This is a genomic window from Paraburkholderia aromaticivorans, assembly GCF_012689525.1.
GTDB classification, from domain to species: domain Bacteria; phylum Pseudomonadota; class Gammaproteobacteria; order Burkholderiales; family Burkholderiaceae; genus Paraburkholderia; species Paraburkholderia aromaticivorans_A.
This window is the reverse complement of sequence record NZ_CP051515.1, coordinates 3,201,177-3,223,845: the sequence shown is the minus strand read 5'-3', so window position 1 is coordinate 3,223,845 and position 22,669 is coordinate 3,201,177. Positions and strand designations below refer to the sequence as shown.

The following is a 22,669-nucleotide window of genomic DNA, read 5'->3' as shown; positions in this document are numbered from 1 at the left end:
GACGAGACCGCCATGTTCCGCGCGCTTCGGCCTATTCGCGATCGTCTGGCAGCCAGGCTGCGGATCGCGCTTGCCGTGGGCGTGGGACTCGGTTGCGTTGGACAGGGCGTGTCAGCGTATGCGGTGGCTTCGTCTTCAACCGCATTGGCGAAGGCAACGGATGCCGCGACTGGGATGAGCACCGCGACGTCCGCTGGAATGTCAGCGCGATCCGCATCGCAGATGCTGCGCTTCGCCTGGTTGCGCGACGGCCAGAGCCAGCTTTGGCAAGTCGACGGCAGCGGCGCCGCGCTCGGCTTCTCGCCGCAGGCCGCGGCTGTCTTGCCCGCGACGCTGGAGACGCCGCTCGGCAGCGTCTGGAAGCTGTTCGTCTACGGCTATCTGGTGGACCGCAATATCGCCACGCCGGATTACGCCTGCAACGGCGGCGATCCGGAAGAAGTGTATTGCTGCATGACAGGCGGTCACATCGACCGCGAACATGCGCTGGTGCAGTCGTGCGGACTCTTTTTCGAGCCCGCGCGCCTGCAACTCGATCCCGTCGACTGGGGCAAGTACTGGACGGCCGCTCACGCGCCCGCCTGGCTGCGCGATCTGCGCGCCATGACGCCCACGCATCGCGTGCCGGTCGCGGAACTGCTCGCCGCTTTGCAGGCGATGCCCGCCCGACCGCGCGAAGCGGCCGCGAGCACGCTGGTGTCGGTGCTGACTAGCGGACGCGGTGAAGGGACGGTGTCGCTATACGGCAGCGTCTTACGCGCCAAGACTTGGACGATGCCGGATCCGGCGCGTCCGGGTGCCTCGATCGGCGGCGCTGCCGGCTGGCTCGCGGACGGCACGCCGGTGTGGCTCGGCGGTCCGGGCGGCAGCGCGCGCGTGCTGGCGGCCGCCGCGCCGCGCATCGCGCCGCTGCTCACGCAAGTCACCGTGCCGGACGACGGCGCTTGCGTGCTGGTTGATTTCTTCAGCCGCTATCCGATTCGCGAAGTGCTCGGCGACAAAGGACCGGCCGCCGCGCCGGAGGGGCCGTTGCGCGGGGATTTCCGGGTCGGCTTCGTCAATGGCAATTGGGCGCGGGTGACGAGCCGCGGTGAGTTGCGGCTCGATCGCGATGCGGCCGGCGCGCCGCAAGTGGTCGGCCGTTTCGGCATGAACGACTATGTGGCGCGTGTGGTCGAGCGTGAAGGCGACACGAGCCAGGCGGAAGCGGCGAAGGCGCTGGCGGTCGCGGCGCGCACTTACGTCGTGCAGCACGGCAACCACGACCAGGGCTGTTTCCGTATCGACGACAGCAGCAGCACGCAGCGCGTTCTGCCACGCGCGCCGACCGCCGCCGCGCGCCGTGCCGCCGATCTCACCGACGCGCTCGTGCTGACCGGCGTGCCCGTTCAGTATCACCACGACAAAGCGGCGCCGGGACAGATGAGCTGGCTGGCGGCAAAGGCTTCCGCGCAAACCGGCCTGACGTTCGACGCCATTCTCGCGCGCACCTGGCCGCAAGCGACGCTGACTTCGTTCCAGAGTCCGCTGTCGGGTGATTGCGTCGAGGTGGCCGGCGCGCAGGCATGGCTGCAGCGCAACGCGCCGATATGGGCGCGGCGCATGGACGGCGCGGCGGGCTACGAAACGCCCGATCTGCCCGCTGTGTGCGTCGTGCGCGAAGGTCGGCCGTATGCGGATGCGCAGCGCAATCGCGTGTATGTGTATCGGCTGCAGACCGAAGAGGACCGTATCGCGTTGGCGCATGAATACATTCACCTCGCGTTTCAGCATCATCCGCGTGGTCTCGACGAGGCGTTCGTCGAACGCACCGCTCGCACGCTGATTCGTACCGACAATCCGATCCAATGAATACCGTCTCGCGCTCGCCGATATCCTTGTTGCGCCGGCCGTCTCTGCGGCGTGATCTGCGTGTTCGCGCTCTCGTGACGCTGGCCGTGGCTACGCTTGTCCTCTGCACGATTGCGCCGAACGCCCAAGCCGCCGACGCGGACGGTGCGATTGCCGATCTGACCGGCGCGTTCGGCGGCTGGCGTCACAGCGGGCTGACCAACGAGGGCGAGCATTTCGTCGCGGCCTATCCCCGACCGCCGGTCGATCGCGGCGCACAGCGCTATCGCACGCTGATCGAAGGGCACCTGAAGCATATCGACAAACACGCGCGCAAGCCGCCGACGCTCGTCGTCAACGGCAACCCTACGCCGCTCTACACCGACGACGAAGGCGCGTTCGCGCGGCCATGGGCGTTCGGCGCGGGCTCGAACAGCATCGAGCTGATTTCCGCCGATGGCAAACAGCACCAGCGCATGCAGTTCTACGAAGCTGATCGCAGCAAGCCGCAAGCGAAACTGCGCGCGATGGTCACGTGGGATGATCCGCATGCCCAGGTCGATCTGCATGTGATCACACCGGGCGGCTTGCACGCCTTCTTCGCCAACCCGACACTTGAAGACGGCAGCGGTTTCGACGTCGATTCAGTGGACGGCGCGGGGCCGGGCATCTTTTCGTCGGCGGCGCCCGAGCACGGCACGTGGCTGTTCTTTCTGAATTACTGGGGCAATTTCGATTCGACCGGCTACAACTTCGACGCCGCCGCGCACGATCGCGACGTGATTACGGCGACGTTGACGCTGGTGTTCAACGAAAACACGCCGAACGAACGGCGTGAAACGATGGTCGTGCCGCTGCGCAAGATCGGCGACCTGATGCTCGTGAAAAGCGAGCGACTCTGACAGCGGGATGGGAGCAGTGACGATGAAGGTCGAGACGACGGGTTGGATGAAGGTGAGCCGCGCTTGGCTCGCGGCTGCATGTTTCGCCAGTTTGGCCGGCTCGCTGGCCGCGCCGGCGGCGCAAGCAAGCGACATCGACTTCGCCGCGCCGTTGAACGGCTGGCGCAACACGAGCGGCGACAGCGAGCGCTATACGCAGGACGTGCATTACCCGGCGGTGGCGGTGTCGACGCCGGAAGGGCAGTCCAGATTCGCGCTGATCGAAGGACAGATCCGTAACACGCCGAAGAAGAAGGGCACGTCGGTGGGGACGCTGGTGGTCGACGGCACGCCGCTGCCGCAGCGCGTGGAAGAGGACGGCAAGTTCTCGCGTCCGTATGCGTTTCCTGCTGGCAGTAACGGCGTCGAACTGCGTGCGCCGGATGGCAGCCGCAAGCGCGTGCAGTTCTACGACGCCTACAGCGGCAAGACCCAGCCGAAGCTGCGCGTGCTGCTCGCGTGGGATACCGACGGCACCGATCTGGATCTGCACGTCGTCTCGCCCGACGGCGCGCACACCTGGTACGGCGAGCGCGTCGCGCCGAACGGCGGCGCGCTCGACGTCGACGTGACGACCGGCTATGGGCCGGAGATTTATTCGTCCGCGGCGCCGTTGAGGGGCACGTATCTGGTCTATGTGAATTACTACGGCAGTGGCAATAGCGCCGCCGATATGACCGTCGCGCAAGTGACCATCATCACGAACGAGAATACGCCGAACGAAAAGAGCGAAACGATTCGCGTGCCCATGCGCAAGGCCGGTGAATTGACGCTCGTGAAAACGTTTGTATTGCCGTAAAACAGTGAGCACGAGCGGCTTCTGATTTTTCTGATTGCAACGATGCGAAATGGCGTAATTTGTTGATAAACCTTCACTTAATAAAGGCGAGATTTCGTTAAGCAGGAAGAGTGTTTATAAATCGGCAAAAGCGTGTAATGATCGCACTCGTCGGTCACCAGCCCGCAACGCCTACACCAACGCGGGCCATAAAAACGTCAGTTCGTGAAATGGGGCAGAAGAAAAATGAATTCACTGGACCAGAAGCAGCCGCTCTTGACCTATGACGGCAAGATTGGGGAGTTGTACGGGATCTTCATCAAAAATCTGCTGCTGCAGATCATCACGCTAGGTATTTATCGATTTTGGGCGACCACCAATACTCGTCGCTATATCTGGTCGCGCATGCGGTTTCAAGGTGAGCGGTTTGAATATACCGGCACCGGCGGTGAATTGTTCAAAGGGTTTCTGCTGGCGATCGCGATTATGATCGGCGCGATTGTCGGAGCCGGCATTCTCAGCGCGGTTCTGCGCGCCGCGACGGGGAGCGCGTTGCTGGGGGCGCTGCCGCTTCTTCTCCTTTATGTCGTGATCGCGGTGGTCGCGGCGGGCGCCTATTTCAGCGCGCAGCGTTATCGCTTGAGTCGCACGCAGTGGTGCGGGATTCGCGGCGGCATGACCGGGTCGTCGTTCGTCTATGGCGTGTATGTGTTGCTGTATGGCCTGCTGTGCATCGTCACGCTCGGTCAGATGGCGCCGTGGGTGTCGATGCGCCTCGCGGAACGCCGCATCAACGCGAGCAGTTTCGGCAGCTTGCCGTTTCACTTCGAAGGCCGCGCCCGCGCGTTATATGCCGCGTTCGTCGGGACGTTTGTCGGCGTGGTCGTGCTGCTGGTCGTGCTCGGGGCGATCTTCCTCAAGAGCTTCATGGCGCTGCTGCCGATCGGCCACGCTCCGCTGAAGGGCAACGATCCCGCCGCGCTCGCCGCGATCGGCTCGGTGTTTCTGTTTTACGTGCTGTTCATCGTCGGCGCGTTGCTGATTCAGTGCTTCTATCTGGCGCTGGTCACACGCCATGTCATGGGCAATACGACGCTGGGCTCGCAACTGCGCTTCGGCAGCAGCATCACCGCGGGGCGTCTGCTCGGCATGATCCTCGGCAATCTGGCCATCGTTGTGTTCACGCTGGGTTTGGGTTTGCCGATCGTGCTGCATCGCGTGATGCGACTCGCGGCGGATACGCTGCAGGTGTCGGGTCAACTCGATCCGCAAACGCTGGCTCAAAGTGATCAGGCGCCGCCGCGTACCGGCGAGGGCATGCTGAACCTGCTCGATCACGGCGGCGCGTTCTGATTCTGAGACGGTGTTGATCCTCTCCGATTCCGACGGCGCGCGCTCGACGGGCACGCGCTTTTACGACGGCCGCAGCGCCGCGGCTCATGTGGCGACGCTGCGCTGGAGCGACGCGTATCTCTCCATCGACGGCGTAGCGGGTGAGCTGGCGATGTGGCCGCGCGCGCGGCTGGTCGTCGGCGAACCCGATCCGGAAGGGCGCGTCACGTTGTCGTGCAAAGGCGAACCGGGTCGCGTGTCGACCGATGCCGCTACGTTGCCGGCGCAGATCATGCCGCCGCGCATGATGCGTCGGCACTATCTCGGCTGGATGGCGGTCGGTGCGGTGGCGCTGGTGCTCGCGTTCGTGCTCATCGTGCGACTGCCGGCAGTGGGCGCGGCGCTGGTGCCGCGCAGCGCGGAAAACCAGCTTGGCGAGATGGTGGAAGCAGTCGTCGTCGGCAAGCACAAGGTGTGTCGCGGTGAAGAGGGACAGCGCGCGCTCGAGCAACTCGAAGTGCGGCTCGCTCACGCGGCGGGTATCGCGCAACCGGTTCATCTGGAGGTGATCGACCGCAAGATGGTCAATGCGCTGACGCTGCCCGGCGCGCGCATGGTGATCATGCGCGGTCTGATCGAGCGAGTCGGCAATGCCGATCAACTGGCCGGCGTGATGGCGCACGAGACCGGACATATCGCGCGGCGCGATCCGATGGTCGCGTTGTTTCGCGGCGCGGGCATCGGCGTGATCAGCGCGACGCTCGGCATCAATCTCGGTTTTGCCGATGTGTCGTCGCTAGCGGGGCGACTCGTGGGTTTGTCGTATAGCCGCGAGATGGAGCGCCTCGCCGATGCGAACGGCGTGGCCTATCTGCAAGCAAGCGGTTTGCGCAGCGACGGGCTCGCCGGTTTTTTTTCGCTGACCGACAAGCGCAATGGCAGCGCCGGCGCGGCTGTGGAGTTCCTTTCGGATCATCCGCGGACGAGCGATCGGGAAAAGCAGAGTCAAGGATCGCCGCTTGGCGAAAGTGCGTTGACGCCGCAAGAATGGGCCGCTGTCCGGTCGATGTGCGGCAAGCCGTGAGGCACGCGACTCATTGAGAGCGCGGCGGTGAAAGCCAATGCGTTCAAGGAGTTGGGTGAGTCATGCGCAGGTTGTCCACAGGCTTATGGACAGTTTCTGTGGACAAATGCTGTGGACAAGTTCGACCGCGAGCGCGCCTCCGAAGGAGGCGGCTCGTGCGGCCCGACTCTGCCCGTCTGACGATCAAAGATCGGAGTCCAACCGCCGCTCTTCCACTACGTCACGCGTGACCGCCCAATACGGCGGACGCTTGTAGTACTCGTGCACGGACGTGCCCCATTGCATGTCCGCCATGGAAGGCCAGTTATCCTTATCGAAACCGGGTGCGTTCTTGATCCGATCGGCGCTCGCATCGATCACGAAGCACTTGTCGTCCGTGTCGAGCGTGAGCGCGCTCCACGGAATCGCATGAAGCGTGTCGCCGATGCCAAGAAAGCCGCCGGTGGACAACACCGCGTAAGCGATTCGGCCGCCGCGCACGTCGAGCATGATGTCGGAGATCTTGCCGACATGTTCGCCGTCGGACGACATCACCTTGTTTCCGTCGAGCGTGGATGCCGCCATGACATCCGGTCCGGGACCGTCACCGATTCCGACTCCAACAATATTTGCGCCTTGCGTGCCAGCGGATGCCGGGACTTGGGGATCGAGCGTAGTCATGATGTGCTCCTCGTAAAAAAGCGTACACAGGGAGCGCGCAACGACTATGCCTGTTACCTGGGGTGGTTGGCGCGGGAGCGCTTTGCAGGGGTTGCCGCTGCTGCTGGCCGTGCGGCGGGTTTTGCGCGCGCCGCTGTGCGGCGAGGCATGTGTGCAATCGGTCATGTGGGCAGCGTTAGCGGAGAAAGTTGCGCGGACCGTGGCTGGTTTTTCGGGCGGTTCAGCGCGAGTTCGAGCAGGAGATCGGCAACGCGTGGACGCGGCGGTCCAGCAGAAAGTGCTTACCCTTTCTTACCGGTGCTCAAGTTTCGGCGAGCCGAGGTCGATAGGAGTTGTAACCGGCTGCGTGTCGTCGACAAGCTATTTGCAGCGCGGCTGCATATGCGCCCGTTTTGCTGCGTGGGACGGCGGCCGGCGTATCAAAAAAGCAAAATCAACGGAGGTTGCTATGCAAATCGACAGTGCGTTGTCGTCGACACTGCCGGGACCGGACCGCGCGACGACGAAAAGCCCGTCCGCGACGGACGACACCGTCATGCAGACATCGACTGCGGATGCACCCATGCAGGATGACGCCGTCCATATCTCCGCGGAAGGCGCGGTGACGGCGGCTCAAGATGGCAATACGGGTCAGGCTGACGCAGTCAGCGATTCCGCAAATGAGGACACACCGGCATCCGGCGTGTCAGCGGTCAAATCGTTTGCGTACGGCACGCTCGGGCTCGAGCGTCCGGATCAGCCTCAGGAAGCGCACAACGCGTTCTATACGGCCGGGCGGTGGCTGGCAGCGGGAATCACGATCGGTGGGATCATTTCGCTGCTTGCTTGAGGGAGGGGAAAAAGAAAGCGCTTGCCGTGCGTGACGCACGGCAAGCGCTATTGACGGCTTAGCGGTTGGCTTAGCGGTCGAGGAACGACTTCAGGCGGTCGGCGCGGCTCGGGTGCATCAGCTTGCGCATGGCCTTGCTTTCGATCTGACGAATCCGCTCACGCGTGACGTCGAACTGCTTGCCGACTTCTTCGAGCGTGTGGTCCGACTTCGTGTTGATGCCGTAACGCATACGCAGCACCTTGGCTTCGCGCGGCGACAGCGAGTCGAGCGCGTCGTCGATGGCGGCGCGCAAGTCGGCTTGCATCGCTGCGTCGGCCGGCGAGGACGCTGCCGAGTCTTCGATCATGTCGCCGAGCGTGGCATCGCCGTCGTCGCCCACCGGCGTTTCCATCGACACCGGCTGCTTCGCGATCTTCAGAATACCGCGCACCTTCTCTTCCGAGAGTTCCATGCGTTCCGCGAGCACGGACGGATGCGCTTCCTGACCGGTCTGCTGCAGGATTTCGCGCGAAATGCGGTTCAGCTTGTTGATCGTTTCGATCATGTGCACCGGCACGCGGATCGTGCGAGCCTGGTCGGCGAGCGAACGCGTCACAGCCTGGCGGACCCACCACGTTGCGTACGTGGAGAACTTCCAGCCGCGACGGTATTCGAACTTGTCCACCGCCTTCATCAAGCCGATGTTGCCTTCCTGGATCAGGTCGAGGAACAGCATGCCGCGGTTCACGTACTTCTTCGCGATCGAGATCACGAGACGCAGGTTCGCCTCGATCATCTCGCTCTTCGCCTTGCGCATCTTCGATTCGGCCGCGACCATCTGGCGGTTGATCTCTTTCAGATGCTTCAACGGCAGCGAAACCGTTGCTTCGATTTCGATCAGCTTTTGCTGTTCGGACTGAATCGCCGGCAAATGGCGCTCCAGCGCCGCGCCGTACGACGAAGCACCGCGCGCCGCACGTTCCGTCCAGCCGAGGTCGGCTTCATGACCGGCAAACGACTCGATGAACTTCTCGCGCGGCATGCCGCTCTTCGAGACGACGATTTGCAGAATGTTGCGCTCGATCGCACGAACTTGTGCAACCTGTTGCTGCACGTCGCCGCACAGGCGGTCGATGGTACGTGCCGTGAAGCGGATCTTCGCGAGGTGCTGCTGGATCTCTTCGCGCGCGCGCTGATACGCCTTCGAGGTGACGTCACCGCGCGTGTGCGAAGCGTTCATCTGGTCGGACAGCATGCCGACCTGGGCGAAGATTTCGAGGCAGTCGCTCGTGAGTTGCTTCAGGCGTGCTTCGTCCGCTGCCGAGGAATCGGCCGGGCCGACGTCGTCGTCGCTGTCTTCTTCGTCGTCGCTGTCCGTGTCGGCGTCGACCTCGGTAGATGCGTCCGTGCTTGTGCTGTCTTCTTCGGCGGCGAGCGTGTCTTCATTCAGACCGTCGACCAGTTCGTCGATGCGCAGTTCGCCGTCGGCAACCTGCTGCGCGCTCGCCAGAATGGCCGAGATCGCGAGCGGGCAAGCGGCAATCGCCTGCACCATTTCATGCAGGCCGTCTTCGATGCGCTTCGCAATCGCGATTTCGCCGGCGCGCGTCAGCAGTTCGGTCGCGCCCATCTCGCGCATGTACATGCGCACCGGGTCGGTCGTACGGCCGAATTCGGAATCGACGGTGGACAGGGCGACTTCGGTCTCCTCGTCCGCCTGATCGTCCGACACGACGGCCGGGGCGTTCGAGTTGAGCAGCAGCGTTTCCGCGTCCGGGGCCTGTTCGTAGACCTGCACGCCCATGTCGTTGAACGCGCTGACGATGCTGTCGATCGCGGCCGTCTGCGCGAAGTTGTCAGGCAAGTGGTCGTTGATCTGCGCGTGGGTCAGGTAGCCTTGCTCCTTACCCAGCTGGATCAGTGCACGCATCTGGCGCTGACGTTCTTCGGCTTGCTGCGGCGGCAGCTCGGCCGCCACGGGGATCGCTTTACCGGCGCCCTTGCCCTTGGCCGTACGGCCCGAGGGCGCTTTGGCGGTGTAGGTGGCGGTTTCGTGTTGCGAATCTTCGCGATCAAAAGGGTTCACGTATTCTCCTCTAGAGGCTTCGCTATGAGACGCAAGACGCGACCGTCAGGCGTTTCGAGCATGGCTCAACATCACCTGAGTGACTCAACGCGGTTGTTTGGCTGTGCTCTGGGGAGCAAAAAAGATGAGCCCGCTCGAAGCGGGCCGATAGAAATGTGCGAAATTCGCGCGGCTCGCAGTATATCCGAGGTTGGGCCTTTGCGCTCATCGTGTGCACATCTTTTCATCATGCGCGTTTGTCGCAGGTTCGTCCTTGGGCCGCTGGTCGGGCGTAGAGCGGTCGCCGGGTCGATGCATCTAGGTGCGTGCACATTCGCTGATTTCAAGCTCCTCACTATAGAGGAGTTCGGTCGTCCTCACACGACATGATCACGTTTGCACCATGCTCCCTATATATAGGCGAAGCGTGTTCTGGCGTCGATCGGCGCCTGGTCAAAAGAAAATTCACAAAAGGGGGTTGACGACGTGTCAGTCGTTGTCCATAATCTCGTTTCTCTGCTGCTGATGCAGCGACGCAGAACGAAGCGGTGCCGGGTAGTTGAAGTGCGGTGCCAGTTCGGTAGTGAATGCGGACTCGATCTTTAAAAATTAACAGCCGATAAGTGTGGGCGCTTGATGCGCGACGCGCGGTGGATCTTTCGGGATCTGCCGAACAAGCGAAAGTATCAAGTCTCACACAGTAATGAAAGGAAGGTTTGACTGTCGCAAGATGGTTGGATCATTCGTCAGTACGTTGAGTGAGCGACCGGTCTCGGAAGAGACCGAAAAACAGTAACAGGTTTGAACTGAAGAGTTTGATCCTGGCTCAGATTGAACGCTGGCGGCATGCCTTACACATGCAAGTCGAACGGCAGCACGGGGGCAACCCTGGTGGCGAGTGGCGAACGGGTGAGTAATACATCGGAACGTGTCCTGTAGTGGGGGATAGCCCGGCGAAAGCCGGATTAATACCGCATACGATCTGCGGATGAAAGCGGGGGCTCCTTCGGGACCTCGCGCTGCAGGGGCGGCCGATGGCAGATTAGCTAGTTGGTGGGGTAAAGGCCTACCAAGGCGACGATCTGTAGCTGGTCTGAGAGGACGACCAGCCACACTGGGACTGAGACACGGCCCAGACTCCTACGGGAGGCAGCAGTGGGGAATTTTGGACAATGGGGGAAACCCTGATCCAGCAATGCCGCGTGTGTGAAGAAGGCCTTCGGGTTGTAAAGCACTTTTGTCCGGAAAGAAAACCTCCTGGTTAATACCTGGGGGGGATGACGGTACCGGAAGAATAAGCACCGGCTAACTACGTGCCAGCAGCCGCGGTAATACGTAGGGTGCAAGCGTTAATCGGAATTACTGGGCGTAAAGCGTGCGCAGGCGGTTCGCTAAGACAGATGTGAAATCCCCGGGCTTAACCTGGGAACTGCATTTGTGACTGGCGGGCTAGAGTATGGCAGAGGGGGGTAGAATTCCACGTGTAGCAGTGAAATGCGTAGAGATGTGGAGGAATACCGATGGCGAAGGCAGCCCCCTGGGCCAATACTGACGCTCATGCACGAAAGCGTGGGGAGCAAACAGGATTAGATACCCTGGTAGTCCACGCCCTAAACGATGTCAACTAGTTGTCGGGTCTTCATTGACTTGGTAACGTAGCTAACGCGTGAAGTTGACCGCCTGGGGAGTACGGTCGCAAGATTAAAACTCAAAGGAATTGACGGGGACCCGCACAAGCGGTGGATGATGTGGATTAATTCGATGCAACGCGAAAAACCTTACCTACCCTTGACATGTATGGAAGTCTGCTGAGAGGTGGATGTGCCCGAAAGGGAGCCATAACACAGGTGCTGCATGGCTGTCGTCAGCTCGTGTCGTGAGATGTTGGGTTAAGTCCCGCAACGAGCGCAACCCTTGTCCCTAGTTGCTACGCAAGAGCACTCTAGGGAGACTGCCGGTGACAAACCGGAGGAAGGTGGGGATGACGTCAAGTCCTCATGGCCCTTATGGGTAGGGCTTCACACGTCATACAATGGTCGGAACAGAGGGTCGCCAACCCGCGAGGGGGAGCCAATCCCAGAAAACCGATCGTAGTCCGGATCGCACTCTGCAACTCGAGTGCGTGAAGCTGGAATCGCTAGTAATCGCGGATCAGCATGCCGCGGTGAATACGTTCCCGGGTCTTGTACACACCGCCCGTCACACCATGGGAGTGGGTTTTACCAGAAGTGGCTAGTCTAACCGCAAGGAGGACGGTCACCACGGTAGGATTCATGACTGGGGTGAAGTCGTAACAAGGTAGCCGTATCGGAAGGTGCGGCTGGATCACCTCCTTTCTCGAGCTAGACGTGTCGAACGTTGAGCGCTCACGCTTATCGGCTGTGAAAATGGACAGACTCAGGGGTCTGTAGCTCAGTTGGTTAGAGCACCGTCTTGATAAGGCGGGGGTCGATGGTTCGAATCCATCCAGACCCACCACTGTTTCTGCGGTGGCTGCGCTAATTGATCAACCCCTGGGGTATCCGTACAGATAGCGATATCTGTGTATGACTGGGGGATTAGCTCAGCTGGGAGAGCACCTGCTTTGCAAGCAGGGGGTCGTCGGTTCGATCCCGTCATCCTCCACCAATCCTCAATGCGTAGCGTTGCTGTGAGAAGCAGAGCGTTGTGCATTGGCGATTGAGCCAGTCAGAGTGATACGCGGTTATAGCAACCGCGATATCGGCTGTCGTTCTTTAACAATCAGGAAGAAGTAGTAAAGAGATTCACGAAAGGACATCTAGAGATGGGTGTGTGAGTAGGTGAATCAGGGTTGTGATTGTATCAATGTATGAAAAGAGAGATCGAAAGATCGCTTTTGGAATACGGCGCAACACGAATACTCAACCTGTAGCGACTGTTGAACTGCTGCTGTGGCAACACAGGGGTGGCGAGACACACTCGTTATAGGGTCAAGCGAACAAGTGCATGTGGTGGATGCCTTGGCGATCACAGGCGATGAAGGACGCGGTAGCCTGCGAAAAGCGGTGGGGAGCTGGCAAACGAGCTTTGATCCACCGATATCCGAATGGGGAAACCCACTCCGTATGGAGTATCCGTAGCTGAATACATAGGCTACGTGAAGCGAACGCGGTGAACTGAAACATCTAAGTAACCGCAGGAAAAGAAATCAACCGAGATTCCCAGAGTAGTGGCGAGCGAAATGGGACCAGCCTGTACTCTTTATCTTCATTGTTAGTCGAACGCTCTGGAAAGTGCGGCCATAGCAGGTGATAGCCCTGTAGACGAAAACAGCGAGGAAGAACTAGGTGTACGGAAAGTAGGGCGGGACACGTGAAATCCTGTCTGAAGATGGGGGGACCATCCTCCAAGGCTAAATACTCGTGATCGACCGATAGTGAACCAGTACCGTGAGGGAAAGGCGAAAAGAACCCCGGGAGGGGAGTGAAATAGATCCTGAAACCGCATGCATACAAACAGTCGGAGCCTTTGAAAGAGGGTGACGGCGTACCTTTTGTATAATGGGTCAGCGACTTACATTCAGTGGCAAGCTTAACCGATTAGGGCAGGCGTAGCGAAAGCGAGTCCGAACAGGGCGATTCAGTCGCTGGGTGTAGACCCGAAACCAGGTGATCTATCCATGGCCAGGATGAAGGTGCGGTAACACGTACTGGAGGTCCGAACCCACTAACGTTGAAAAGTTAGGGGATGAGCTGTGGATAGGGGTGAAAGGCTAAACAAACCTGGAAATAGCTGGTTCTCTCCGAAAACTATTTAGGTAGTGCCTCGTGTATCACCTTCGGGGGTAGAGCACTGTCATGGTTGTGGGGTCCATTGCGGATTACTACGCCATAGCAAACTCCGAATACCGAAGAGTGCAATCACGGGAGACAGACATCGGGTGCTAACGTCCGGTGTCAAGAGGGAAACAACCCAGACCGCCAGCTAAGGTCCCCAAATATTGCTAAGTGGGAAACGAAGTGGGAAGGCTAAAACAGTCAGGAGGTTGGCTTAGAAGCAGCCATCCTTTAAAGAAAGCGTAATAGCTCACTGATCGAGTCGTCCTGCGCGGAAGATGTAACGGGGCTAAGCAATATACCGAAGCTGCGGATGCACATTTATGTGCATGGTAGGAGAGCGTTCCGTAAGCCTGCGAAGGTGCATTGAAAAGTGCGCTGGAGGTATCGGAAGTGCGAATGCTGACATGAGTAGCGATAAAGGGGGTGAAAGGCCCCCTCGCCGTAAGCCCAAGGTTTCCTACGCAACGTTCATCGGCGTAGGGTGAGTCGGCCCCTAAGGCGAGGCAGAAATGCGTAGCTGATGGGAAGCAGGTTAATATTCCTGCACCATTGTTAAATGCGATGGGGGGACGGATCGCGGAAGGTTGTCCGGGTGTTGGAAGTCCCGGTTTCTGTGTTGGAGAAGGCACTCAGGCAAATCCGGGTGCGCAATTCAAGGGCATGGGACGAGCCGCTTAGGCGGTGAAGCAACTGGAAGTGGTTCCAAGAAAAGCCTCTAAGCTTCAGTTTAACAAGACCGTACCGCAAACCGACACAGGTGGGCGAGATGAGTATTCTAAGGCGCTTGAGAGAACTCGGGAGAAGGAACTCGGCAAATTGGTACCGTAACTTCGGGATAAGGTACGCCCCTGTAGCTTGACTGGCCTGCGCCAGAAGGGTGAAGGGGTTGCAATAAACTGGTGGCTGCGACTGTTTAATAAAAACACAGCACTCTGCAAACACGAAAGTGGACGTATAGGGTGTGACGCCTGCCCGGTGCCGGAAGATTAAATGATGGGGTGCAAGCTCTTGATTGAAGTCCCGGTAAACGGCGGCCGTAACTATAACGGTCCTAAGGTAGCGAAATTCCTTGTCGGGTAAGTTCCGACCTGCACGAATGGCGTAACGATGGCCACACTGTCTCCTCCCGAGACTCAGCGAAGTTGAAGTGTTTGTGATGATGCAATCTCCCCGCGGCTAGACGGAAAGACCCCATGAACCTTTACTGTAGCTTTGCATTGGACTTTGAACCGGTCTGTGTAGGATAGGTGGGAGGCTTTGAAGCGTGGACGCCAGTCTGCGTGGAGCCGCCCTTGAAATACCACCCTGGTTTGTTTGAGGTTCTAACCTTGGTCCGTAATCCGGATCGGGGACAGTGCATGGTAGGCAGTTTGACTGGGGCGGTCTCCTCCCAAAGTGTAACGGAGGAGTACGAAGGTACGCTAGGTACGGTCGGAAATCGTGCTGATAGTGCAATGGCATAAGCGTGCTTAACTGCGAGACCGACAAGTCGAGCAGGTGCGAAAGCAGGTCATAGTGATCCGGTGGTTCTGTATGGAAGGGCCATCGCTCAACGGATAAAAGGTACTCTGGGGATAACAGGCTGATACCGCCCAAGAGTTCATATCGACGGCGGTGTTTGGCACCTCGATGTCGGCTCATCTCATCCTGGGGCTGTAGCCGGTCCCAAGGGTATGGCTGTTCGCCATTTAAAGAGGTACGTGAGCTGGGTTTAAAACGTCGTGAGACAGTTTGGTCCCTATCTGCCGTGGGCGCTGGATATTTGAAGGGGGCTGCTCCTAGTACGAGAGGACCGGAGTGGACGAACCTCTGGTGTACCGGTTGTCACGCCAGTGGCATCGCCGGGTAGCTATGTTCGGAAGAGATAACCGCTGAAAGCATCTAAGCGGGAAACTCGCCTTAAGATGAGATATCCCCGGGGCTTCGAGCCCCTTGAAGGGTCGTTCAAGACCAGGACGTTGATAGGTCAGGTGTGGAAGCGCAGTAATGCGTTAAGCTAACTGATACTAATTGCCCGTAAGGCTTGATCCTATAACCGGTGTGTCTTGCGCACGGTTGAGTGATCGTTTGTTGTGCCTCGAACAACACAGCCCAACGCTTTAGCTCTGGTGAGCATCACCAGAAACTACTTCTTCCAGATTGGCGGTACTGCCCCACCGGCAGTACGGCAACAAGTCATGCCTGATGATCATAGCGAGTCGGTCCCACCCCTTCCCATCCCGAACAGGACCGTGAAACGACTCCACGCCGATGATAGTGCGGATTACCCGTGTGAAAGTAGGTAATCGTCAGGCTCCCTAGCAGCAACAGAAACCCCACCCCGCAAAGGTGGGGTTTCTGCGTTTACGCGGCCGGAAAACAGACAAAAAACACGCGGGATAAACCACCTTCACTCCTTCCCCATCCGCAGCGTGTTCGCGTAGCCCGTCAGTTCCAGGTACGCCCGTCCGACATCGACACCTTCGTGGCTTACCCGCACCGCGCCTTCCCAGTACACCGCGCCCGTCGATTGCCAGAAACTCGTCGACGAGGTTTCCCTCGCCGCCCCACATCACGCGATCCGGCTAAGCCCGCTTACGCACCGGGGTCTGATAGGGCACACCAGCGGTAAATCGATCGAGTCGTTCACTCGCATCGGTGATCGCCCAAAGGGGCGCGCTATGCAACTGCCGGTCGTAAGCCGTTGCAATCGTCGCAAAAAGCGCGAAGCCTGCGCCGTCCAATTCCCACTTGCCCGTCTCACGGCCGATGTCGAACACTGCCGACACCGCACGTTCCGCCGCACCCCGTTGTTCACCGGTCGCCGAGCCGAAACCCGATTCCGCCAGAAAGCCCGTCAGCAGCATGATTTGCGTGAGCGTTTGCGCGTCGCTCATGCTGCCGGCGCCGCGGCGCAAGGTGTCGAGCGCCAGATGGACCCGCAGTGCGAGGTCGTCGGCGGTTTGCCGGGCGATCGGCAACAGCATGGCCTTGGCATGCCGCGCACGCGCAGCGCCAGTGTGGCGGGATAACGGAATAGGTTGTGCCATGAAGGTCCAATGTTTATGCCTGTGCAGATGCAATAACGGCGCGGCCCGTAAAAGGTTGAGCCCTCGTTGTGCATGCCGCAGGCGGACCGCTTGGAAGGCCGACTGGCGGCCTTCGCCACGACTCCTTCGCGGAGTTCGGCGCGTGCATCCTCGAACCTGAGGGCGCGATGCCTTTCAATCTTCCTTCATGCGGGAGACATTTCACCCCCCCGAACCTCGCGCCGCGCGGTGTCGATACTGCGACCGCGTCGCAACTTCGGCTGTATGCCGGACGCATCAAACCATTTGCGTCTCTTCATCAGAGAAGATGACCTCTATCCGCGAGGCAACACACCTACCCGGCGTCCCCAACGAAACCGCCCTCGACCATCACCCCCCACAGCCCCACCAACCCCACCAACCCCACCAACCCCACCAACCCCACCAACCCCACCAACCCCACCAACCCCACCAACCCCACCAACCCCACCAACCCCACCAACCCCACCAACCCCACCAACCCCACCAGCCCCACCAACCCCACCTCACTCACCCTCACCCTCATCCGAAGACGCCACCACACTTCGCGCCCGCACCCGCCGACGAATCTCCGAATCCAGGATCAGACGTCCACGCAGCTTCCCCTTCATCCGCTTCACATAGCGCGGCGCCTCCGTCATGTGAATCACCATCAACTCCCGCACTTTCTCCACATCGCGCTCACGCGCCGCCTTCGTAATCGCTTTGTGAATCTTGACGTTTGCCTGACCGAACCGCTCATGCTCAGCTTGCGGCGTGTCGTTACGAAACTCGATGAGTTGCCGGATCATTTCATTGATCAACTCGCAACTGAAGCGCAGGAACGGATTCGGATTCGCCGCCGCGAGGATGTCGTGGAAATTCACGTCTTCCTGACGTTGCCGCACGATATCCTTCCCGCCATGTGATGAAGCCGGTTGATCACAACACGCAATGCTCGCGTCGAGCGCCTCGAAGTCCTGCTCCGTCAGATGCGGCACGGCCCCTGCCGCGAGTTCGGGCTCCAGCAATTTGCGCACGGTGTAGATGTCGTCGATCGAAACGTCCTTGAAGAACAGATAGTTCTGCAGAAGTTGCAACGTACGATCGAGCGGCACCTCCACCACCATGCCGCCGCCGCTCGGGCCGGTGGTCACTTTGATGAGACCTTGCACCTCAAGCGATTTCAACGCCTCGCGGATCGTGCTTTTGCTCACTGAAAAGAGCTGCTGCAACTCCACCTCGCGCGGCAGTCGGTCGCCTGGCTTCAGGTCTTTCTCGGTGATGAGCCGCTTGATTTCCTCCGCGACCAGATCGCCGCGTTTTTGCTGCTTGATCTCAATCGCGGCGCCAGCCTTGGCGCGGTCCATGGCCATATTCGATGCTCCCAGTTTGTCCTGCACGATCGTCGATCGATTCGCCGGCGCAGTCGCAGCCTGAAAGGCCGCTCCGACGCCGCCAGGAATTTTGCCTTATTGACACCCGAATTTATTGTACCTACGATCAAGTCCAACCTATTTATCATGATAAATAGAACAAAGCCGATGCGGTGGAAAACTTCACGGCGGCCAGCAAGCTCGAGCAGTCGTTCGCGCAATGCGTGCAGTTTCGTAGTCGGTCAGTGCGTGTCTCTTTCCTAAGGAGCGTCATTTTGAATCGCCGAAATATGTTGAAGCTGGCCGCGTTGTCGGCCGTTCCGGGGACGTTGGGCTCGCTGGTCGCGCGAAGCGCGTTCGCGCAGGCCGGCACCTTGCAGTTCGCCTGTCCGGTGCCGATGTCGGGTCCATTCGCGGCGAACGGCAAATACGCCGACCTCGGCATGAAGCTCGCTATCGAGCAGTACGGCAAGGTGCTGGGTCAACCGCTCGCATACACGGTGCTCGACACGGAAGGCAAGCCTGCAACCGCCGTGCGTCGGGTGCAGGAAATCGCGCAACAGAAGAACGCGCGCTTCTTTGCCGGCGGTATTCTGTCGTCCGAAGCATTGGCAATGGGCAAGGAAGTCCAGAAGGCGGGCGGTATTTTCATCACGACGGCCGGCGCGGACGAAATCACCGGCAAGGACTGCAACGACGCCACGTTCCGCTGGTCGGTGCCGACCTACGGCGCGATCGAGCAGACGGTGCGTCCGCTGATCCAGATGATGCCCAAAGCCAAACGCTGGTACACCATCACGCCGCAATACGTGTTCGGTGACGGTTTGCTCTCCGCTGCGAAGGCGATCTTCAAAGAAAAGGGCATCGAACATGTGGGCAACAGCTACCACTCGCTCAACGAGAAGGAGTTCAGCGGCTATCTGACGAACGCAGTCGCTGCGAAGCCTGACGTGCTGTTGATTCTGAACTTCGGCTCGCAATCGTCCGACACGTTGCGCCAGGCCGTGAGCTTCGGCATGAAGAACAATTGCACGATTCTGATGGCTTGGGCGTCCGGACTCGAGCAATTCGAATCGCTCGGTGCGGACCTGTGCGAAGGCGTCTATTTCGGCGCACAGTATTGGCACGACATCGATTCGCCGCTGAACCGCGATCTCGTCAAACGCGCGAATGCCGCATTCAAGGCAAACCCCAACTACAGCCTCGCAGGCTCGTATATCTGCACAAAGATCCTGCTCGACGGCATCGTGAAAGCAGGCAACGTCGACCCGAAAAAAGTGGTCGCCGCACTCGAAGGCATGAAATACGACGGTTTGACCGGCCCGGAAGAAGTCCGCAAAGGCGACCATCAGGTGCTGAAGAACTATTATCTGTTGAAGGGCAAGGCGAAGAACAAGATGAAAAACGCCGACGACTACGCGGATATCGTCAGCTCCGGCCAATCGTTCCTGCCGCTCGACAAAACCGGCTGCAAGATGGCCTGACGCCTGAGTGCCGCACGCGAGCGCGGCGCGCAGATCGCAGCACCGCACCGCGATTTCCCTTCGCACCACCCTTTAGACGGACGCCATGAACGTTTATCTCCTGCAGATCGTCAACGGCATCGGAGTGGGGATGCTGTATTTCCTGCTCGCAGTCGGTTTGTCGATCGTATTCGGCCTGCTGCGCTTCGTGAATTTCGCGCACGGCGCGTTCTATCTGCTCGGTGCGTACTTCTGCTATCAGGCGATGCAATGGTCGATGAGTTTCTGGACCGCGCTCGTGGTCGTGCCGATCGTCGTGGGCGCGCTTGCGTGGGTCGTCGAAAAACTGATTCTGCGACACGTCTACGCGCAGCAGCATGAGTTTCATATTCTCGTGACTGTGGGTCTCGCGCTCGTCGTGCAGGAATGCGCGATCCTGATCTGGGGACCGCTCGGCGATAACGTGGCAGTGCCCGATGTGCTGAACGGTGTCGTGATCTGGGGCAGCTTCGTCTATCCGAAGTACCGTCTCTTCGTGATCGGCTTCACGGCGGTATTGGCCGCACTCTTGTGGTGGGTGCTGGAAGGTACGCGGCTCGGCAGCGCGGTGCGTGCAGGCAGCGAATCGACGGAGATGGTCTCGCTGCTCGGCATCAACGTGTTGCGTGTTTTCAGCCTCGTGTTCGCGCTCGGCGCTGCAACGGCCGCGTTGGCGGGCGTCCTTGCCGCGCCGATTCGCGGCGTCGATCCGTTCATGGGTATCGAAGCGCTTAGCGTCGCGTTCGTCGTGGTGGTGGTCGGTGGAATGGGTAACTTTCTTGGCGCGCTGGTTGGCGGATTGCTGGTGGGAATCGTCCAAAGCGTGATGAGCACCTTGTGGCCAGAAGGCGCGCGATTGATGATCTATGTCGCGATGGCCGCCGTTCTGTTGCTGCGACCGAACGGTTTGCTCGGGAGGGCGGCATGATCGATACGTCAAAACCTATCGTGCAGAGCGCCCCTTCCACAAAGACTCGTCCGAGCCTGCAGCACTCGTTGCACCGCTATCGTTTCCTGCTGCTGGCGTTGCTGGTCGTGTGCGCGTTGCCGCTGACGCTGCGCTCCGGATCGCTGGCCACTGAAGTGCTGGTGTTCGCCCTCGCCGCACTCGGTTGCAATCTGCTGCTCGGCCACACGGGTTTGCTCTCGTTCGGGCAGGGCATTTTCTTCGGGCTCGGCAGCTATTGCGCGGGACTGGTCCTGACCAAAACAGGGTTGCCAGTGCCGGCGGCCTTGCTTGCGTCGGCCGTCGTCGGCGCGGCGGCCGCGGCGCTGGTCGGCTGGTTCTCGATTCGCCAGCGTGGCACGTACTTCGTCATGCTGACGCTCGCGTTCGGCCAACTGTTCTACTTCCTCGCCTATACCACGCCCGATCTGACCGGTGGCGACAACGGCTTGCTCGATATTCCGCGCCCGGCGTTGGGACTGTTCGGCAAAACGATCGTGCCGTTGACCTCGCCCTGGCAGTACTACGGTTTCGTCGCCGTGCTGTTCCTCGTGGTGTTCTGGCTGTTGATGCGTGTATCGCACTCGGTGTTCGGCCGTACGTTGCTCGCGATTCGCGATAACGAAGCACGCGCAGCGGCGGTCGGTTACGACGTCAAACGCTTCAAACTGATGGCGTTCGTGATCTCCGGCGCGGTCACGGGTCTTGCGGGCGCGCTGCACGCGCTGATGACCGGCATCGCGCCGCTCTCCAACATCGACTATCACACGAGCGAGATGATCCTCGTGATGACGGTGATCGGCGGCACAGGCAACCTGTTCGCCTCCGTATTGGGCGCCGCGTTCTACGTGTTGTTCGCCGACTGGCTCTCCACGTTGTGGCCGCGCTGGCTGTTGCTGCTCGGCATCGTGCTGATCGCCGTCAGCCTGTTCATGCAGCGCGGTCTGTGGGGATTGGGCGAACGCATCTGGCAATCGCTGCGCCGCAAGTCATCCGCCGATGCAGACAACGACGCAGACAAGGAGCCCGTATGAGCGAAGCCATTCTGCAAGCGAGCGGCGTGGTGAAGCGCTACGGCAAATTCACAGCGCTCTCCAACGTTACCTTGAACATCATGCCGCGCACGGTGCACTCCGTGATCGGGCCAAACGGCGCGGGCAAAACCACGCTCTTTCACGTGTTGACCGGCACGCTGCCGATCACCGAAGGCAAGATCGTTTTCGACGGCCACGACGTCACGCGCGAGCCGGACCATAAACGCGTACGGCGCGGCGTCGCGCGTTCGTTTCAGGTGACGAGCCTGTTCGCCAATCTGAGCGTGCGAGAAAATCTGCGGCTCGCCGCGCAAGGTGTCGACGCAGTGCGTGCGTTGAATGCGTGGACGCCGCCGCACGGCGCGCTCACGCATGCAGACATCGTCGACAGCGTGCTCGAACGGCTCGCATTGCAGCGTTTCAGCGAGGTGTCGGCGGGCGCGCTTTCGCACGGTCAGCAGCGTCGCCTAGAAGTTGGCATGGCACTCGCAGCGCGGCCCAAGGCGATCTTTCTCGACGAGCCGACCTCGGGCATGGGTATCGACGACCTCGACGACATGAAGCAGCTGATTCGCGGTCTGCGCGACGATTACACGGTCGTGCTGATCGAACACAACATGGGCATCGTGATGGACATCTCCGACACGATCACCGTCATGCAGCAAGGGCGCGTGCTGGTGGAAGGCCGCCCCGACGACATTCGCGGCGACGAGCGCGTACGCAGCGCCTATCTCGGCAACATGATCACCGGAGGCCGCGCATGATTCTCGACGTGCAGCAGATTCACGGCTTCTACGGCAAAAGCCACATCCTGCAAGGCGTATCCCTGCAGATCAACGATGGTGAAACGGTCACGCTATTAGGCCGCAACGGCGCCGGTAAATCGACCACGCTGAAGGCGATTGCCGGCGTCGTCACGCCGCAGCGCGGCACGGTCAAGTTCAACGGCGCCAAAGTCAGCGGCATGCCGCCGCACAAGATCGCGTCGCGGGGCGTTTGCTTCGTGCCCGAGCATCGCGGCATCTTTCGCCTGCTTACCGTCGAAGAAAACTTGCGGCTCGGCGCGCGTAAAGATTCGCCGTGGCAGCTCGACGACATCTACCGCATTTTTCCGCGCCTCAAGGAACGGCGCACGAACGGGGGCGCACAGCTATCCGGTGGCGAACAGCAGATGCTTGCCATCGGCCGCGCGCTCATGAATAACCCGCGTTTGCTGATGCTCGATGAACCCGTCGAAGGCCTCGCGCCAGTGATCGTGGAAGAAATCGTCGTGCAACTCAAGCTGATCCGCGAGGCGGGCGTGGCGATTCTGCTGGTCGAGCAGAATCTCGAAGTGTGCACGCAACTCGCGGATCGCCACTACATCATCGAACAGGGCGTGATCGTCTATTCGGGCGACAACGCGTCGTTTGCCGCGGACGACTCGATCAAGGACCGTTATCTCGGCGTCGGCGTGGTCTGACGCGCACTCAGTCTTCAACACG

The 22,669-nt window shown here is 60.2% G+C and carries 15 protein-coding genes, 2 tRNA genes, 3 rRNA genes and 1 pseudogene; 16 read left to right on the top strand and 5 right to left on the bottom strand.

Annotated features, from left to right (window positions below; all coding sequences use genetic code 11):
* The first annotated feature begins 12 nt into the window (after window positions 1-12).
* The 5 genes from HF916_RS26280 to HF916_RS26260 all read left to right on the top strand — a co-directional run bounded on the left by HF916_RS26280 (window position 13) and on the right by HF916_RS26260 (window position 5,965).
* Window positions 13-1,851, top strand: a complete 1,839-nt coding sequence (locus HF916_RS26280; protein ID WP_168791662.1) for a DUF2300 domain-containing protein — start codon at window positions 13-15, stop codon at window positions 1,849-1,851.
* Window positions 1,848-2,732, top strand: a complete 885-nt coding sequence (locus HF916_RS26275; RefSeq protein ID WP_168791661.1) for a YfaP family protein — start codon at window positions 1,848-1,850, stop codon at window positions 2,730-2,732. Before HF916_RS26280 ends, HF916_RS26275 begins: the two co-directional genes overlap by 4 nt.
* 22 nt (window positions 2,733-2,754) lie before the next feature.
* A complete protein-coding gene (locus HF916_RS26270; RefSeq protein WP_168792163.1) occupies window positions 2,755-3,570 on the top strand; it encodes a YfaP family protein in 816 nt (271 codons plus the stop codon).
* A 225-nt stretch (window positions 3,571-3,795) separates the two neighbouring features.
* Complete coding sequence (locus HF916_RS26265) at window positions 3,796-4,902, top strand: YjgN family protein (RefSeq protein ID WP_168791660.1); 1,107 nt, start codon at window positions 3,796-3,798, stop codon at window positions 4,900-4,902.
* Between the two features lie 13 nt (window positions 4,903-4,915).
* Window positions 4,916-5,965: a M48 family metallopeptidase gene (locus HF916_RS26260; RefSeq protein ID WP_168791659.1), complete on the top strand. Its 1,050-nt coding sequence runs from the start codon at window positions 4,916-4,918 to the stop codon at window positions 5,963-5,965.
* 183 nt (window positions 5,966-6,148) lie between these two features.
* Here the strand turns inward: HF916_RS26260 and HF916_RS26255 are convergent, their stop codons facing one another.
* Window positions 6,149-6,625, bottom strand: a complete 477-nt coding sequence (locus tag HF916_RS26255; protein ID WP_168791658.1) for a PRC-barrel domain-containing protein — start codon at window positions 6,623-6,625, stop codon at window positions 6,149-6,151.
* Between the two features lie 448 nt (window positions 6,626-7,073).
* On the opposite strand from HF916_RS26255, the gene HF916_RS26250 reads away from it, so the two are divergent.
* Complete coding sequence (locus HF916_RS26250; RefSeq protein ID WP_168791657.1) at window positions 7,074-7,454, top strand: hypothetical protein; 381 nt, start codon at window positions 7,074-7,076, stop codon at window positions 7,452-7,454.
* Window positions 7,455-7,524: 70 nt separating this feature from the next.
* On the opposite strand, the gene rpoD is transcribed toward HF916_RS26250, so the two are convergent.
* Window positions 7,525-9,522 carry an RNA polymerase sigma factor RpoD gene (rpoD, locus tag HF916_RS26245; RefSeq protein WP_168791656.1) on the bottom strand — a complete coding sequence of 666 codons (1,998 nt, stop codon included), beginning with the start codon at window positions 9,520-9,522 and terminating at the stop codon, window positions 7,525-7,527.
* A 782-nt stretch (window positions 9,523-10,304) separates the two neighbouring features.
* Between rpoD and HF916_RS26240 the strand changes: the two genes are divergently transcribed.
* From HF916_RS26240 to rrf, 5 genes are all read left to right on the top strand, one after another.
* Window positions 10,305-11,837 (top strand): 16S ribosomal RNA (locus HF916_RS26240).
* Between the two features lie 65 nt (window positions 11,838-11,902).
* Window positions 11,903-11,979 (top strand) — tRNA-Ile (locus tag HF916_RS26235).
* Between the two features lie 74 nt (window positions 11,980-12,053).
* Window positions 12,054-12,129: transfer RNA gene (locus HF916_RS26230), tRNA-Ala, on the top strand.
* Between the two features lie 321 nt (window positions 12,130-12,450).
* A 23S ribosomal RNA gene (locus HF916_RS26225) occupies window positions 12,451-15,332 on the top strand.
* Window positions 15,333-15,481: 149 nt separating this feature from the next.
* A 5S ribosomal RNA gene (rrf, locus tag HF916_RS26220) occupies window positions 15,482-15,595 on the top strand.
* The 16S, 23S and 5S rRNA genes sit together here with 2 tRNA genes alongside, the layout of an rRNA operon.
* A gap of 95 nt (window positions 15,596-15,690) precedes the next feature.
* Here rrf and HF916_RS26215 read toward each other — a convergent pair.
* The 3 genes and pseudogenes from HF916_RS26215 to HF916_RS26205 form a co-directional block, all read right to left on the bottom strand.
* Window positions 15,691-15,813, bottom strand: a pseudogene (locus HF916_RS26215) (lipocalin family protein); the annotation flags it as partial.
* Window positions 15,814-15,865: 52 nt separating this feature from the next.
* The gene (locus HF916_RS26210; RefSeq protein WP_168791654.1) at window positions 15,866-16,330 is read right to left on the bottom strand and encodes a hypothetical protein; all 465 of its coding nucleotides are present in this window, start codon (window positions 16,328-16,330) and stop codon (window positions 15,866-15,868) included.
* A 524-nt stretch (window positions 16,331-16,854) separates the two neighbouring features.
* Complete coding sequence (locus tag HF916_RS26205) at window positions 16,855-17,703, bottom strand: FadR/GntR family transcriptional regulator (protein ID WP_168791653.1); 849 nt, start codon at window positions 17,701-17,703, stop codon at window positions 16,855-16,857.
* A 275-nt stretch (window positions 17,704-17,978) separates the two neighbouring features.
* On the opposite strand from HF916_RS26205, the gene HF916_RS26200 reads away from it, so the two are divergent.
* The 5 genes from HF916_RS26200 to HF916_RS26180 all read left to right on the top strand — a co-directional run bounded on the left by HF916_RS26200 (window position 17,979) and on the right by HF916_RS26180 (window position 22,647).
* Entirely contained in the window at window positions 17,979-19,187 is a 1,209-nt protein-coding gene (locus HF916_RS26200; RefSeq protein ID WP_168791652.1) for an ABC transporter substrate-binding protein, read from the top strand.
* Between the two features lie 85 nt (window positions 19,188-19,272).
* Window positions 19,273-20,133, top strand: coding sequence for a branched-chain amino acid ABC transporter permease (locus HF916_RS26195; RefSeq protein ID WP_106314729.1), 861 nt, complete (start codon window positions 19,273-19,275; stop codon window positions 20,131-20,133).
* A complete protein-coding gene (locus tag HF916_RS26190) occupies window positions 20,130-21,185 on the top strand; it encodes a branched-chain amino acid ABC transporter permease (protein WP_168791651.1) in 1,056 nt (351 codons plus the stop codon). Before HF916_RS26195 ends, HF916_RS26190 begins: the two co-directional genes overlap by 4 nt.
* Window positions 21,182-21,949 carry an ABC transporter ATP-binding protein gene (locus tag HF916_RS26185; protein ID WP_168791650.1) on the top strand — a complete coding sequence of 256 codons (768 nt, stop codon included), beginning with the start codon at window positions 21,182-21,184 and terminating at the stop codon, window positions 21,947-21,949. Before HF916_RS26190 ends, HF916_RS26185 begins: the two co-directional genes overlap by 4 nt.
* Complete coding sequence (locus tag HF916_RS26180; protein ID WP_168791649.1) at window positions 21,946-22,647, top strand: ABC transporter ATP-binding protein; 702 nt, start codon at window positions 21,946-21,948, stop codon at window positions 22,645-22,647. The genes HF916_RS26185 and HF916_RS26180 overlap by 4 nt, the downstream gene beginning before the upstream one ends.
* The last annotated feature ends 22 nt before the right edge of the window (window positions 22,648-22,669 follow it).